14 protein-coding genes are annotated in these 14,528 nt (G+C 64.3%); 4 read left to right on the top strand and 10 right to left on the bottom strand.

Features of this window, described 5'->3' with window-relative positions:
* Positions 1 to 2: 2 nt before the first annotated feature.
* From ABFX50_RS45600 to mycP, 5 genes are all read right to left on the bottom strand, one after another.
* Positions 3 to 1,280: a WXG100 family type VII secretion target gene (locus ABFX50_RS45600; protein WP_346156242.1), complete on the bottom strand. Its 1,278-nt coding sequence runs from the start codon at positions 1,278 to 1,280 to the stop codon at positions 3 to 5.
* 8 nt (positions 1,281 to 1,288) lie between these two features.
* On the bottom strand, positions 1,289 to 1,678 hold the full coding sequence (locus ABFX50_RS45595) for a hypothetical protein (RefSeq protein WP_346156239.1): 390 nt from the start codon (positions 1,676 to 1,678) through the stop codon (positions 1,289 to 1,291).
* A 24-nt stretch (positions 1,679 to 1,702) separates the two neighbouring features.
* Complete coding sequence (locus ABFX50_RS45590; RefSeq protein ID WP_346156238.1) at positions 1,703 to 2,002, bottom strand: WXG100 family type VII secretion target; 300 nt, start codon at positions 2,000 to 2,002, stop codon at positions 1,703 to 1,705.
* A 60-nt stretch (positions 2,003 to 2,062) separates the two neighbouring features.
* Positions 2,063 to 2,380: a WXG100 family type VII secretion target gene (locus tag ABFX50_RS45585; RefSeq protein ID WP_346156235.1), complete on the bottom strand. Its 318-nt coding sequence runs from the start codon at positions 2,378 to 2,380 to the stop codon at positions 2,063 to 2,065.
* A 131-nt stretch (positions 2,381 to 2,511) separates the two neighbouring features.
* A complete protein-coding gene (gene mycP / locus ABFX50_RS45580; protein WP_346156345.1) occupies positions 2,512 to 3,576 on the bottom strand; it encodes a type VII secretion-associated serine protease mycosin in 1,065 nt (354 codons plus the stop codon).
* A 510-nt stretch (positions 3,577 to 4,086) separates the two neighbouring features.
* On the opposite strand from mycP, the gene ABFX50_RS45575 reads away from it, so the two are divergent.
* From ABFX50_RS45575 to ABFX50_RS45565, 3 genes are read left to right on the top strand one after another with little or no spacing between them, the layout of a single operon-like run.
* Positions 4,087 to 4,458, top strand: coding sequence for a hypothetical protein (locus ABFX50_RS45575; protein WP_346156232.1), 372 nt, complete (start codon positions 4,087 to 4,089; stop codon positions 4,456 to 4,458).
* The gene (locus ABFX50_RS45570; protein WP_346156230.1) at positions 4,455 to 5,702 is read left to right on the top strand and encodes a hypothetical protein; all 1,248 of its coding nucleotides are present in this window, start codon (positions 4,455 to 4,457) and stop codon (positions 5,700 to 5,702) included. Before ABFX50_RS45575 ends, ABFX50_RS45570 begins: the two co-directional genes overlap by 4 nt.
* A complete protein-coding gene (locus ABFX50_RS45565) occupies positions 5,699 to 7,432 on the top strand; it encodes a protein kinase domain-containing protein (RefSeq protein ID WP_346156228.1) in 1,734 nt (577 codons plus the stop codon). Before ABFX50_RS45570 ends, ABFX50_RS45565 begins: the two co-directional genes overlap by 4 nt.
* A 4-nt stretch (positions 7,433 to 7,436) precedes the next feature.
* On the opposite strand, the gene ABFX50_RS45560 is transcribed toward ABFX50_RS45565, so the two are convergent.
* The 4 genes from ABFX50_RS45560 to ABFX50_RS45545 form a co-directional block, all read right to left on the bottom strand.
* The gene (locus ABFX50_RS45560) at positions 7,437 to 9,629 is read right to left on the bottom strand and encodes a transglutaminase TgpA family protein (protein ID WP_346156225.1); all 2,193 of its coding nucleotides are present in this window, start codon (positions 9,627 to 9,629) and stop codon (positions 7,437 to 7,439) included.
* 20 nt (positions 9,630 to 9,649) lie between these two features.
* The gene (locus tag ABFX50_RS45555) at positions 9,650 to 10,774 is read right to left on the bottom strand and encodes a DUF58 domain-containing protein (protein WP_346156222.1); all 1,125 of its coding nucleotides are present in this window, start codon (positions 10,772 to 10,774) and stop codon (positions 9,650 to 9,652) included.
* Positions 10,771 to 12,954, bottom strand: coding sequence for a hypothetical protein (locus ABFX50_RS45550; protein WP_346156220.1), 2,184 nt, complete (start codon positions 12,952 to 12,954; stop codon positions 10,771 to 10,773). Before ABFX50_RS45550 ends, ABFX50_RS45555 begins: the two co-directional genes overlap by 4 nt.
* Positions 12,955 to 13,089: 135 nt before the next feature.
* Positions 13,090 to 13,530 (bottom strand): YbaB/EbfC family nucleoid-associated protein, encoded by a 441-nt coding sequence (locus ABFX50_RS45545; RefSeq protein ID WP_346156218.1) that lies wholly within the window; start codon positions 13,528 to 13,530, stop codon positions 13,090 to 13,092.
* 355 nt (positions 13,531 to 13,885) lie between these two features.
* Between ABFX50_RS45545 and ABFX50_RS45540 the strand changes: the two genes are divergently transcribed.
* Entirely contained in the window at positions 13,886 to 14,026 is a 141-nt protein-coding gene (locus ABFX50_RS45540; RefSeq protein ID WP_346156215.1) for a hypothetical protein, read from the top strand.
* Between the two features lie 185 nt (positions 14,027 to 14,211).
* On the opposite strand, the gene ABFX50_RS45535 is transcribed toward ABFX50_RS45540, so the two are convergent.
* On the bottom strand, positions 14,212 to 14,528 hold a 317-nt coding region (locus tag ABFX50_RS45535; protein WP_346156212.1), incomplete at its 5' end, for a glycerate kinase.

Genomic DNA, 14,528 nt, shown 5'->3' with positions numbered 1-14,528 from the left:
GGCTACGCCACCACAGGGGTGCCGGTGTCATCGTCTGACTGGAAGAAGCGCGCATCGTCGCCGCGGAGCGAGAACAAGCGTTGTTCCACCACGTCGTCCTTGCCGAATTGTGTGATAGGGGGCATAAATGGCGCGCCGCTCATCATGGTCACGGGCCTTGCGCTGCCTCCCGGCGACGAGTTGAGCGCAGGGGATGTTCCGTCCACGACCGGCACGATGTTCGGCCGGAATGAGGGACTTGTCTCAGGTTCGGACATACCAGGAGGCCGACGCCCCTGCGAGGGGGCGGCCGCATCTGCGATGACGGACGGGCCTCCATCATCTGTGGCCCACCACGAACGGTCTGCTCGTTGAGTACCTGTTCGGGGAGGCGGTGCATGGAAAGCGGCTTCGTGCGGAGCGGGGGAAGGGGTCGTGTGTGGCGCATCCATGGCAACGCTAGGGAGCCCGCCCGGCGGTCCATTGACCAGCCCGCCGGGCGGGCGGGCCGAGTGAATTCCGGTAGGAGCGCCGTGAGAGCCGCCGGACGACCCGACAGACGGCGCTCCGCCTGGTGCGTCCTCTGGCAGGAGAACCGGGAGAGTTCCTGCCAGAGACGTAGCAGCGGATGACGGCGCCGCATGTGCTACCGAACCCCCTGCGATCGTGTCGTCCAGGAGGGGGTGGTGGGTCGCGTGCATAGACAGGTGAGATGGCATCGTTGGCTCGCCCTCACGTAGCGTGAGCATGTCTGGAGCGGGAGCGGCCGATGCCAGCTCTGCGTCCCATGGCAGCCGTTCGGGAAACTTGCGGTGGGCCTCAGCCAGGCGCCCATTGAGCTGCCGCATGAACTCCCTGGCATCGGCGTTCGGGTCGTTCACGAACTCCGCCGACACGGTCGCTCCCGCGTCCACGGTGACGTATTGCTGCTCGGTGGCCTTGTCGAACTTCTCCTTGGCCACCGACAGCTCGCCTCCTGCCATCTCAAGCGCATCGGGAATGTGAGTGAGTCCCGCTTGCAAAGAGTGGAGGTACTCCTGCAGGAGTGCCATACGACCGAGCATCGCTCGCGCCGACTCGCCGCCCCAGTCGCCGTCGGAGACGAGTCGCGTGGCGTAGTCCTTGAGCCGCTTGACGGTGTCACCGAGCAGGGCGGCCGTCGACTGGTAGGCATGAGCTACAGTGCTGAACTCCTCAGGCATGGTGGCCATGAGGAGTGCCCTGATCTCCTCGCGTCCGCCGTAAGTCTCGGCCGCGCCTGCAGGTAGGTCGCCGACCCTGACTGCCTTCGGTTCCCCCATGTCTTCCTCTATCCGGATGTCCCGGTCCGCCGTACCTCTTCGCTCGCCTGATGATCGGCGTCTTTGGCACTATTGGCGGTGGCACATAGATCGTCGATGAACCGTTTGACCTGCTTGACGACTAAGTTCATGGCGTCAACCGTGGCCACTCGGGCATTCGTTGCGGTCTCCACGTAAGCCCGCGCCACATCCCAGTGGCCAACGGCAGCGACGGAAAGATCGGGAATCTTGCGCCCAGCCGACTCCAGCAAAGGGAGTACGTCTTGCGCGATCTTCCCGGCCACCTCGAGCAACGCATCCGGCCTGCACCGGGCTACATCACCTGCTTGGGCGGGGTCGATCAAGTACTCGCTGGACAGACCGCCCGCGCAGGGTACGCCGCTCTGGCCTTCGGCCATGGTTCAGCTCCGGTCAAGTCAGGCTCAGGTGCCCCATCGTCTGACGTTGTTGTGCTCGGCCTCTCGCATAATCTGCGTCGCGTTCTGCAGTACAGGGCCGAAACGCTGCATGGTGTCACCCATGGCGACAATGGCCTTATTCCAGTTCTGCTTCTCCTCGATATAGACGACCTTTGCAGAGCCCTCCCACGTCTCGAGAATCTTCAGGTCATTCTCCAGGTCGGTGAGCTCACCGACCAGATTCGTATAGGCACGACCGAGCTCCGCCGCGATCTCGTCCATCGTGTCAAAATTGGCGAGAATGATGTCTCCGCCACCTGCCATCGTTGTTTCTCCGTTCTTGAGTCTTGGGCAGTTCGTGCTCAGTGGGGCAGACTATGGAGCCTAGCTGGCGTTGAGCGCGGCCATAAGATTTTGCGTTACCGCGTGTGAGGATGTGCTGGCTTCCTGATACTGGATTCCGGAGTCTTTGAGGTTCTCTGAAATTCTGTGAAGCGCCTCGACGACGTTCTTGAACTGCGGATTCCATTCGTTGAGAACCTGCGTGTAGACGCTCGCCGACTGCCCCATCCATGAAGCGCCGAGCTGTTCAGGGATCTGAATGAGCCTATTATGGATTTGCGTGATGTGCTCGTACGCGAGCAGAGCGCGCGCTGCCGCATCATGCTGGCTGCCTTCGATAAACTGCGTCGGCTGTGACACTTTTCACCTCGAGAGCTTGAACAGGTCGGTATCGGCACCTGAAAAACAGGTGCCATGCTGGCGTACACATAACAGCATGTCTCGCTGCGGATCGCCACGATTTCAATGATCCTGTAAACGTCGGAATCGCTTTACTGCTCAATCGAGGGGTGGCCCGTGCGCCGGTTCCTCCGCCGCGCTCTGGGCAGTGTCAGCGCTGCGAAGACCACCAAGCAGGTGAGACCGCTCGCCGCCCCGGCGATGCCGTAGGCAGCCATCCTGGCTCTCATGTCTGGAACAGCGACCTTGGTCACGACAATAGGAGCGGCGTCCGATTGCGCTTGCTCTGAAGGCGCGATCATGGCGGTCACAGCGAGCAGCGGATTCACCATGCCCGCGCCGGTGCCGCTGGCTCCGCCTCCCTCGGCCGTCATCTCCACCCTGCGCTTGACCTGCCAGTGATCGAGTTCCGGATGTCTGGCCCGCACCAGGGCCACGACGCCCGAAACGTAGGGCGCAGCGAAACTAGTGCCGTCAAGGTCGGTCCGATAGCCGCCCCCTGTCCACGCGCTTGTAACTCCAGCACCCGGCGCGGTGACCGAGACGCTGGTGGCATCGTTGGAGAACTTCGACTTCGTCCCGTCGGGCGAGGCGGCACCCACCGCGATCACCCCTGGATAGCTGGCCGGATAGGCAGGCGTGATCGCACCGTCTTCCTGCCTGACGTTTCCTGCGGCCGCCACGATCACCACGTCTCTCCTCTGCGCGTAGACGACGGCCGCCTTCAGCGCAGGTTGATCATGGGCTTGCGCCGACACGTTGACGACCGAGGCCCCAAGATCAACAGCCCGTCTGATGCCCTCCGCCAGCTTGTTGACATCGCCGTGCTGTGTGGCGGTGTGCTTGATGGACAGGATGCGAGCACGGGGAGCCACGCCCATGAAAGCGACGCCACGCGATGTGAGGTCGCGTCCGGCGATGATGCCCGCCACCGCCGTGCCATGGCCTACGCAGTCACGATTTCCCGTGCCGGTGAGGTCGAGCGATCCGGCGATGAGGCCAGTGAGTTGTGCGTGGTCGGCATCCACGCCGCTGTCGACGACCGCGACGGTCACGCCTTCTCCCTTGCTGAGCCGCCACACTTGCTGGAATCTCAGTCGTTCTTGAGGCCACGGCTTGCCGCTGATGTCCCTCACTCCGGGCTCGGGAGCGCACATGGGCGGCGTGCCGTCCACGCTTACTTGGACCGGGATCAAGCTAAGCACGCTAGCCAAGGCCGCTGCGCCACAAGTGGTGAGCACAGCAACGCAGTCTGCCGCATCGAACAGGCTCTCCCTAGAGATCCCGACTTGGTTAGAAATATCTTGAAATGGCCGCCAATGCCGGATGTGGCGAGATACGAAACGGATGATAGATGGCGGTATGTGCTCTTACCGCATAGGTGGACATCGTGGGAGGAACTCATGCCGGCGCCACAAGAGGGCGGCAATCCGGACGGGACAAGCAGAGACGGCATTGGCACTCCCGCGGCCGAGCGTCCGGTCCGGACTGAGACAGGGACCGCGGTCGCCGGGTCGCCGGACTCTGTCGAGGACGCGTACGCTGACTACATTCACCAGTACCGCGAGGGCGACTATCCGCCGCCAGCGCCGCCTGGCCTATCCACTGGCGATAGCCAGGCCCAGCCGCTCCTCAACCGCGTCGATCCCCCAGCGCCCAAAAAAGACATGTTCATCGACATCGGCGCATTCGAGGATCCCGCCACGGGCAAGCCTTTGCATGATTCGCCCATCGAGTGTCTCAAGCGCGACCTCACCTACCTTCAGGAGGGAAGCTCTGCCCAGCAACCCGGCTTGCGAAGGCTCATCTCCGCCGACCGATCCCGTCTGATCGACAGAGACCTTGGGGCCTGGCAGGCAGCGGCCGATCTGAGAGCCACGACTGACACCGCCCACAGCAGCATCTCCACCGCTATCACTCACATCCTCACTGTCTACGAGAGCATCGTGACGACGCTCGAGGACACCGTGAAAGCAGCGAAGGCGGCCGATCGGGCCACTGCGGAAGGCTTGAAGCAGCGCAAGGAGCAAACGGCGTGAGCCAGTACACGCTCTATCCGCTCAGGGACGCCGCGGCACCTCAACCGGACGAGGGCGTCCGTCCCTTGACACCTGAAGGCGACGCTGAGTCCAGCGCAGGCGTCGTGAAACTGCTGGAGGCCACAAATCCCGACAAGGTCGCTGCAGCTGGCGCCAATTACAACAGCATCGCCTCGCTGTGCGCCAACTCGGTGGAGATCCTGCACAGGGAGGCACAGCGTATCGCCGAACACCTTGGAGGCGAACCCCTTGAAGGGATCTTCAAGAAGATCGATGAACTGCAAAAGGACCTCACGCGTATACAGCAGGCCGCGCGGTCCGTCGGTACGCCGCTTGTCTGGTATGGCGAACACGTGTTGCCCTGGTTCCAGCGGAACGTGCCCAGGACGGGTGAGGCGTGGCTGGTAGCTGACGCCGATGACGCCATCGGCGACACGTTCGGCACCCATACCAATGCGCACGCCCTCGCCCGCCACCATCTTCACCAGCTCAACACGTTCATTCGCGCCGTTTATGACGCTATCGATCCCGAGCTGGAGCAGAGTTCCTCGTCTACTCCTGGTACGGATGGCAACGTGCCCTTCAACAAGGGAGGTCAGGACGGGCTGCATGACCCCTATCAGGGCGCTGGGTTGGCCGGTCGGGATCCGCTAGGCGCTGGCAACCTGCCAAATCTGAAAACCTCGGACCTGTATTCACCGCCAACGGGAACCTCTCCTGAGCTGAGAGCACCCGCTGACCTGAAGACGCCCGAGCTGAGAGCACCCGCTGACCTGAAGACGCCTGAGATGAAGCCATCCGACTTCAAAACACCGGCCTTGAAAACGCCCGACCTTAACACGCCCGACCTCAAAGCGCCCGACTTCAAAGCGCCGGACACCAAAACTCCCGACTTCAACACCCCTGATACCCCGAATATGCCCAAGGCCAACGCCACAAACCTGTCCAGCTTGCCGACGCTCACCACACCCTCTGCACCGGTGATGCATCCCGACACGTCCCTGCCGACCGCCGGCCCTCAAAACCCATCCGGCAGTTCCACCGTCGCGCAGAGCCTTGGCCCTTCTACCCCGCAAGGCGGCCACGGACGCGCCGCTGCGCTGGGCATGCCGATGGGGATGATCCCGCCCATGGGCGGCGCACCCTCTGGCCAGGACCAGGACCGTGAACGCGCTAGGTTCCCCTACGTCGAGGACGAGGTGTTCGACACCGACGACCTGGGCGGTCCTGCAGTGATCGCATGACCATAGGGGAGAAGGTTCGCGGCTATCGGCTGCTGGAACGCGTGGGACATGACGGCCCTTGGACCGCCTACCTGGCGGTTGCCGACCGTACAGACAGTGAGGTCCTGCTGAAGACGCTCGCATGCGAGCGTGTGAACAAGCGTGCGTTCAAACGGCTCACACGTGGCTTCCGCTTTCCTCACGATCTAGCCGTCCATCCATGCGTTGTTCCCGTGCTGGACATCGGTGCGACAACGGCAGGCCGGCCGTACGTGGTCACAGAGCTCCTAGACGGCTCCATCCTCGCCGAGTGGCGCGCTCGAGGGGTACCGACACCACTGGGCGAAACCCTCAGCGTCGCTAAGGCGGTGGCATCGGCTCTTGCGGCCACTCACGCGGCCGAGAGTATTCATGGAGATGTCAGGCCGGAGCATGTAGTCCTCCCAGCGGGACGTGAGCCCATGCTCACCGGATTCGCGACGGCGAGTCTGATGTCGCTGGCCCAGTTGCCCGACGGGACGTCAGCCTCGGTTCACACCGCGCCCGAGGTATTCATGGGGCGCGCGGCTTCGCCCGCGTCGGACGTGTACGCCCTCGGCTCGATGCTGTACGAACTGCTGACGGGCAGCCCGGCCTATTCAAAGGATGGGCCCGAAACGACGGCAGAATTCGTGCTGGCCGTCCTCAGCACCGAGCCCCGGCCGCTGACTCGGCACGATTTGCCACCAGGACTCGGGGAGGCGGTCGCGTGGGCGATGGCCAAAGACCCGGAGACCAGACCCACCTCGGCCGCCCTTGCCGCCGCCCTCTTCGACGTAGACAACCGCATTCGGCGGTTACCGCTCACCGATCCAGCGACTCAACGTCTCCAGCCTGGCGACCAGCCCACCGGCGATACGAGAGGTGACAAGGGCCGCCCGGCTTGGCGATCGCTGCCGAGCGATGTGTGGGTCGCGGGCACCCGGTCGGCCGAACTTGAGTCGGCTCGACCCGCGGCATCGGATGAGGCGACCACCCAACTGGTATGGGCGGTCAATTCCCAGGAGCCGGTAACCCCGCCCCCGTTGCCGGAGCCGTACCACCACCCCGAGGTCGTCACACGACAGCCACAGCCAACAGCGAGACGTGAAAGAAGGACGCTGCTGTTCATCGGAGGCATCGGCGCACTCGTGGTGCTCATCGGCGTAGGCAGCATCGCCGCCGCCATGAACAGCGGAATGACCCCCATCGGGCACCGTCAGGATGCCGCGATCATCGATCCGACCGAGGGTGCCGGCCATCTCCAGGACGATCAGTCGCAAGGCACTGTGGGGAAGACGACCCAACCAGCCGCCCCCTCGACCACGCCGGCGGCCAAGCACTCGGCTCACGTCAAGCCCGTCGATCCTGCCACTGTCGCGGCTCACCGTCCGACGAATCTGACCATGATCACCGATAGCGGTTCCACCGTCACGCTTACGTGGAAGACGGCACGGAAGAGCGACTACCCCATGGTGATCCAGCAATCCCCTGGGGAACGACTTGTTCCCTTGGAAAGCGGCAGTACTACATTCACCGTCGGTAACCTTGACCCCGCTATTGGCTATTGCTTCAAGGTGGGGGCGGTGGTGAGCCTGGGACAGCCTTCTGTAGTTGCTTGGTCGACTGCCCTTTGCATCCGAGGCGCGGCCGTTGCCGACCCGAACACCCACCACGACAGCGAGGTTCAACCGCCCATCGTGTTCCCTCCCGCGACCGTTCCGCCTTCTTGACAGCTCAGCGGATCAAGGAACTTGGCCTCAGCCGTACTATCAGTCTCCGATAGACCGGGATGGCCTGCCTTACCAGCGCATCCACCGTCTCGTAGTGCCGCCATGCCGCATCTGCTTCCTCCTGGCTCATGGCCGTCCCGCCGAATCGGTTCAAGTTGGCCACCTCGGCCAGTGCTACCAGCGGTTTATGCGCCTGTACGCCAAGCGCAGACGCTGCCAGGGAAGCCACCTCGTGCGCCGTTAGGGCCTCGGGCGAGGCGAGAACTCCGACGACCCGCAGTCGCGAAACGGTCTGCCGCCATGCGCCGGCGACACGTACTGCAGGTACGCCGGCCCGGCGTCGGTGCGCTCGTCTGAGCGGTGGCAGCGCCGCTACCCCGAGCAGATATGCGGTCGCCGCGCCGGCGAGAGTGATTGCCGAAACATGGCTCCACGTGTCAAGCCTGCCGCGGCCGTCCGGAGGTGACGGGGACGCTGGCGTGGGGGTCGCGGAGGGTGCTGGGGAAGGGATAGCGGGGGCGGGTTCGGCGCTGATTTGCCGCTCGATTTCCTGCCGCTGTTTGGACACGCCCTCGGCTGCATCTCCGGTCTCGCCGGAACGGCTACGTGAAGGGGTCGGGTAGAACGGCACCCAGCCGATCTCCTTGAACTCCACTTCAGCCCAGGCCAGTACATGTCCTCCCAACACCTGCCTGACATCTCCCGGACCCATCGGCGTGCCGGGTCTGAAGCCCACTACCACCCGAGTGGGCAGCCCTAGGCTCCTGGCCAGGAGCGCGTAAGAGGTCGCGAACTGTTCGGTCGTGCCCTTGCGGGCGTGGGTCAGGAAGAACTCGATACTGCGATAACTGTGCCCCGGTGGACTGTTCACGTCGTTGACGGCGTGCTTGCGCAGGTAAGCGGCGAGTTGCACGGCCTGCTGCATGGGGCTGATCGCGCCTGCAGTGGCGCGCTGAGCGATCCTCCGTAGCCGTGCCCACTGTGTGGTGTTGCGACCGTCCAACCCTTCAGGAAGCAGTAGTGCGGAAGGGTTGCCGGCGGGAACTGCCTCGCGCAATTCCTGAGCGGAGTAGCGGGGAAGTCCCGAGGTCACCTCATAGGTGGTGCTCTCACGCGCGAGCATGCTCGCCAGCGTCCCGGTCGCAGGATCGACCATGAGGCCCTTTACGCTCGCCCGCACTGGCCGGTCTGCCGCAGGGAGCCAAGGAGTGGGCAACTCCTGCAGGGTGAAGCGCTGATCCAGAAGGTCACGTGGCCTGTCGTTGGCCTGGGCGGGGATTCTGCCGCCAGTCGGCAGGTAGCCAGCACTCGAGGACCAGGTAACACCGTCGAACCGGTCGAAAGTGGCCAGCCGCCAGTTCGTCGCCGTCGCTGAACTGACCGTGAAGAGCTTCCTGCGCGGGTTTTGCAACCAAGCGGAAATCTGGTCAAGTGGGCTGACCGCGCGCAGCGGCGTGGGCGGCGGAGGGTTGACCAACTCCCGCACGTCGTACGGTTCAGCCGCCATCGGTAGTGCAGGGGCGATCAGTGCGGCGGTCGCCAGCAAACTGCCGAGCACTGGAATGCCGGCCATGAATGTCCTGGCAGAGTTGGCGGACCTGACCAGCGCTAGGAGTAGTGCGAGTCCGACGAACGCCGTCGCGACGGGCAGTGAGGATCCTGGTCCTGCCACGCCCAGTACGACGGCGGCGGCTAGCACGGGCAAGGCCGGTGCCATCAGGAGTACGGCTGCTCTTGTCCGCAAGGCGGTTTCCGCTCCCGCCATCGCCGCCGCCCAGACCAGGAAGTGCGCGAGCACGACTGTTTCGCTGTCCGCCTCCACCGGCAGAATGGTCGTGAGCAGTGCCTTCCAGGCATCCCGCACGCCAAGCAACGCGCCACGCACACTCGCAAAGCTTGGTAAGAAGCCGGCCCACGCCTCAGTTCTGAACACCATGATCGACACCGCGACAAGCCATGCGAACGCATTGACTGCCAATGACGCCCACAGTGGGAGCCATCCCGATATGAGCAGCGCCAACAACGACGGCACCAGCGATGCCACGACGACCACGGGCACAAGTGCGTCGAGAGGAAACACCCCGTCGAACGCCAGGCCTGAGGTGCCCGCAAGCAGACCTGTCAAGGCTACTGAGGCCACTCGGCGAAGCATGGGCAAGCCTTCACCTGCTGCTGTTTCAGTCCTGGGCGAGGCCATCGATCGCCTCCAGCCGCTGGCTATCGAGGCCACATGGCCGCCAGCTCATCCAATCCGGTGGCCTCGATGACCGTCACACCAGGTATGAGGAGCGGATCGCTTTCGTCAGGATCTCTGATCCAGACGCAAACGACCTTGTCGAAGCGACGCCGAGCCGAAGCCGCGGCCGTGAGTGCCCAGCGGGCGCCACTGATGAGGACGAGTGTTCCGCCTGTGCCTGTCCTGCGCAGCGTCTTAGCCGTGTCTTCTGCTTCCTGCGCTCTCTCGACCAGTGCGAGCCTGTCCAGTACAAGCTCGGCGTCCTCGTTACCACCTCTCACATCCAGCGGCTTGTCCCAGCCGGCAAACAGTCTCACAGGGAATCGGTCGCGTGCCGCCGACCATGCGACCGACGCGGCCGCGTCCACGGCCATTTCGAAGTCGTCATCACCGCTGTAGGAGTCTCGGCGCGTGTCCAACACGATGGTTGTGTACGGCAAATTGACGTCGATGAGTTCCTTCACCATGAGCACGCCGGTACGCGCTGTCGATCGCCAATGGACGTGCCGCAGGTCGTCGCCAACCACGTATTCCCGTACTGCGTTGAACGACGTTGCCCCGCGCGGCGCGGAACGTGAGGTGAGCCCGTCGAGGTGCCGCCGGCGCCCCGACGCCTGGGGTTCAAGGATCACCGTGCGCGGTCTGACGAGAAGCGTGTCAGCTTGCCCACACGGCGTCGTCCGACGGACCAGCCCGAAGGGGTCTGCGCGCTCCAGTCTTAGAGGTCCGATCGGCATCTCACCGCGCTTGGTGGTGGGTAGCCGATATGTCGCCGTCTTGGAAGCGCCCCCCGCCAGCGATGGCACCTGTACGGTGATCCAGGTGGACCGACAGGCATCGCGGGCGATGAGGTTGCCCTGACTCCATCGAGCAGCGTTGGTGACCCTTAGCATGGCGATCGCCGCCTCGCCCCTTGCCACCTTCATCGGCATGACATCGCGGCTGACCTGCAGCCGGGGACGACCAATCGTCCACAGCAGGCCCCCTCCGACCGCGCCCAACCCTGCCAGGGCCAACAGGGCGAACGGGTAGTAGCCCAGCGGTGCGCCGATGCCGTAGAGCAGCAAGGAGCCGGCGAGCGTGCCCCACCCTGCTCTTGTGATCATTGACACTCCCACAACGGAGCAGCTGGAAACCCGCCCTTCGGCGTGGCCATCAGCACATCGTTGAGCCAGCCACTGCCATGGCTGGACTCGACCCGGTTCCAAACATCACTGCTGAGACCGGTGTCGCTGTCCGTGAATGAAGCACCCTTCGTCTGGCACAGCACGGTCATGGTGATGTAGACGCCTTTGGGGATCCTGCCAGCTTCGGCCGCGGCCGAAGGAGCGGAGCGGATAAGGGTGTCCCTGTGGTCGTTGTGCGCGTTGGAATACTGCCCTGAAGGCGGTTGCAGATTGGCCTTGGCCTCCGCGCGCTCTTGGCTTTCGCCCGCAGCGTTCTTGGCCCGCAGCGTCCAGGTGTATTCCTGGCCGTTGCTGAGCCCCGTGACTTCGGCGCTGGTGCCTTCAACGGACGTAGAGTGCTGGCCTGGGCCCTCCAGAAGATAGGTGACACCGCCGTCCTTGGCGTTATCTGGCGCCGACCACGTGAGGTCTGCTCCGTGGTTTTTACCCTTGGCTTCGAAGCTTGCCGGCTTGCCCGGCGCGACGCATGGCCGTACCGGGATGCTGGGCTCAGAGGTTACTTCGCCGCTCCCATATTCGGCCGCGACTCTGAAGGTGTACTCCTGGTTGCACTGGCCGCCCGTGATCCTGAACTGGAAGGGGCCATCAGGCTGGACCTTGCCCGGGGTGACGTCTGCCCCCTCGGGAGCGCCCTTCAGTACATACCCGTGGGCCGTTCCCCCTCCCGAGGGGGTGAAGGTCACCTCCATCCAGCCAGGGCCCGAGTTGGCCGTGACGGATCCGGGTGGTCCGGGGGGCGTGGGCGTCGGTGTGGGGGTCGGTGTGGGGGTCGGTGTGGGGGTCGGGCTCGGGGTGACTGTCTGCGTCTGGGTAGGGGTCGGCGTGGGGGTGGCGGTAGGGGTCACAGTCACAGTCACAGTCGGGACCGGCGTCGTGGAGGTGGAAGTTGCGCTCGGCTTCGTGGACGGCTTGCCGGTGCGTCGGACGGTTGGCGGCCTGTTCGTCGGCGTGGCCGCGGGAGTCGGCGGTGCGGCCGTGGGGACGGTGGTCGGCACGGGCAGGGGGCTGGGGATGTCGCTCTGGCCGAGCGCCTCGTCATACTTGCCGATCCTGTGCGCCTTGCCATCCGACTCGATGACGAGGGCGGTCTCGCTGAACTGGTCGTTGACCCACAGCAGACCGTCTTTGACGAAGACCTCCAATGGGCCCGGCTTGCCGGTGACTACCTGGTCAGCCTCGAACCTCTTCGCGGAGGCGTCATAGACGATGAGCCGCCCCTTGTGCTCGTCGGGAATGTAGATACGCCGCCCCAGTGCCTGAGGCTTGCCAAGCTTGACGCCCTTCACTGCAACTGTGCTGAGAGAACCGCTTGCAACGTCGATCAGAACCAGGGCGCCCTGCTTGGCCGCCAGGAGTGGCACGAGTTGGCCCTCGGCTACGACAGGCACCAGCATCCCACCGGGACCCGCCTCGGTCACGGTGCTGGGCAAGCTGACGGTAAGCCTGCTCCCAGTCGGACCGACCAACATCGCGGAGGCCGAGGCGGAGTTGGTGACGAGGGGGACGCCGTTCGCCATGGTAAGCGTGAGAGGGTCGCCGGGCTGGCCAACGGTGACAGATTTTCCTTGACGGCCACCGCTGATATGGGCCAGCTCACCCGTCTCCGGAAGCGGCACCCACAGCGTGCCGTTCTTGTCGACTCCGGCATGGCCGAACGGAGCTTTAAGGGTTATCACGCCGCCGATAATGTCCAGTGTTGATGGGTCGAGCTGCTGGACAGTACCTGCCTGTGGGTCTATCGCGTACGCTTTCCCCGCCCCCATCGCGAGCTGCATACCGCCGGCCCCAAGCGTCTTGGTCTGATTCACATCTAGCTGTGTCGGGTCGATACGGCTGATCTGACCGCTTGCCTGATCAAGAACGATCACGCTGCTACCGTCCTGCACTACCTGAAGCTCACGCCCTTTTGCCGATGCGAGGTCTACACGACCATCCACTTGGCCAGACATCCCGTTGGCGTGCACCACCTCGCCGTTGAGGGCGCTAGCGAGCCATGCGCCGACGTCGGCCAGCTTGGGCTTGGCACTGGAGACTCCGGCACCCAGTAGGAGGCATACACCTACCAGCAGGCCGACGAGGCCGAGCACCACGGCGCTCACAAGGCGTCGTTTTATTGCCGTTTCCCAGCCAATAGCCACTCGACTCACGCTCCGCGATATTGAGCTATGCGTATCCGCGGATACCCTAAAAGCATGCGCTCGCAAAGCGGTCATCCTTCGAAGAAATTCGAAGTGTCAGCCACGATCCCTGTATGCATCATGGATGACCTGGAGGCGCTCATCCATCGTCGCGGTGTAGGAGTCAAGGACGCCGGCGAAGCGCTCTTCGATAGCGGTAGGATCAGCGAACGGCGTGTCTCCGAGCACGTCGGCCATCAGCGCCTTGACCTTGGCCTCGGCGTCGTCGTGGGCTTGCTGAGCGACGATCAGCAATTCCTCGGCGAGTTTTTGACTTTCCATGCGCATCGCCCGAGGAGCCAGGGCGATCTCAGTGACTCTGCCGGACGCGGCGACGCTGACGCGTACTTGCCCGTCCCTGCTCTCACCGGTGCCAACGACGCCTTCAATCTCATCTTTGAGACCCTCGGCTCGGGCCAGCAATTCCTCCGCCTGCGCAGCAATCCTCTCCAGGTCACCCTCCCGGAAGGCAGCAGGATTCATGTCAAAGGTGTCCACCTACCGCACTTTGGCAGAGATCCGGCTGTCAGCTATCCCACTTCCCAGAAAATCGAAGCGTTGGAAAAGTCGCTGATTGAGCGACTATTTCAGCGATCCTTGGAGGGAGCGAGCAGCACCTGAAGAGGAGGTGTTGTGAGCGGTAGGAATCCACCTGGGCCCGGCGAGCTCAGGGCGACGAGCCAGAGCTGCCTGGCGCCGCCGAAGCCCTAGTAAGCTCGGCCAGCCGTTCACCCGCTGGTCCATCCGCGAACTCCTCGACTACCTGCACCGCCAACCCAACCGCGCTTTCACTCTCGGCCCGGAGGTCTTACGCCCTGCTGCACCGGCACGCCCTCACCTTCCAGCGCACCAAGTGCTGGAAAGAGTCACGATCCCGACTTCGAGACCATGGGATCCCGCCGCGCCGTTCCACTTCGTCGACAACGTGACCGATGCCGTGCGCCTGGCCAAGGAACTCGCCGGGGACCGGACCGTCTCGATCGCGGGCGGCTGACGTCGGCGGGCAGATCTTCCAGACCGGACTCGTCGATTGTTCGGCCAGATTCTCAAGCAAACCGGCATGCGGCGAGGGCGGCGACGTGGGGGTACTCGCTGTCGGGGGTGACGGCCCTGCGGGACCGGACCACGAGGTCGTACTCGGTCATCTCCTGCCTTCTCACGGTGGACGATCGGTGACGGTCAGAGGCGTTCTTCGGCGACGCGGGCGGCGAGGCGTTCGAGCAGCGGCCCCGCCTCTGCCATGCAGCGCTCGGGGTCGGGTTCGAGGTCGGTGAGGGCGTAGGCGGCCTCGATGCCGGCCGCGCGCAGCTCCTCGTCCGACAGCGTCCGGCGTCCGCAGACCGCGACCACGGGGACGCCCGCCCTGGCCGCGGCCTGGGCGACGCCGACGGGGGCCTTGCCGCGCAGCGACTGCTCGTCGAGCGAGCCCTCGCCGGTGACGACCAGGCGCGCCCCCTTGACCTGCTCGTCGAAGCCGAGCAGGTCGAGCAGGTAGT

Origin of the sequence: Nonomuraea recticatena (assembly GCF_039533245.1) — a bacterium.
Classification (GTDB): domain Bacteria; phylum Actinomycetota; class Actinomycetes; order Streptosporangiales; family Streptosporangiaceae; genus Nonomuraea; species Nonomuraea roseola.
Note: the sequence above shows the minus strand (reverse complement) of the source record. Positions and strands in the feature narration are given on the sequence as shown.

Bases quoted from the DNA above. Each gene is read 5' to 3' on its own strand.
- ABFX50_RS45600 (WP_346156242.1), bottom strand. From the start codon at position 1,280: ATGGGGGAACCGAAGGCAGTCAGGGTCGGCGACCTACCTGCAGGCGCG.
- ABFX50_RS45595 (WP_346156239.1), bottom strand. From the start codon at position 1,678: ATGGCCGAAGGCCAGAGCGGCGTACCCTGCGCGGGCGGTCTGTCCAGC.
- ABFX50_RS45590 (WP_346156238.1), bottom strand. From the start codon at position 2,002: ATGGCAGGTGGCGGAGACATCATTCTCGCCAATTTTGACACGATGGAC.
- mycP (WP_346156345.1), bottom strand. From the start codon at position 3,576: ATGTGCGCTCCCGAGCCCGGAGTGAGGGACATCAGCGGCAAGCCGTGG.
- ABFX50_RS45575 (WP_346156232.1), top strand. From the start codon at position 4,087: ATGTTCATCGACATCGGCGCATTCGAGGATCCCGCCACGGGCAAGCCT.
- ABFX50_RS45565 (WP_346156228.1), top strand. From the start codon at position 5,699: ATGACCATAGGGGAGAAGGTTCGCGGCTATCGGCTGCTGGAACGCGTG.
- ABFX50_RS45560 (WP_346156225.1), bottom strand. From the start codon at position 9,629: ATGGCCTCGCCCAGGACTGAAACAGCAGCAGGTGAAGGCTTGCCCATG.
- ABFX50_RS45555 (WP_346156222.1), bottom strand. From the start codon at position 10,774: ATGATCACAAGAGCAGGGTGGGGCACGCTCGCCGGCTCCTTGCTGCTC.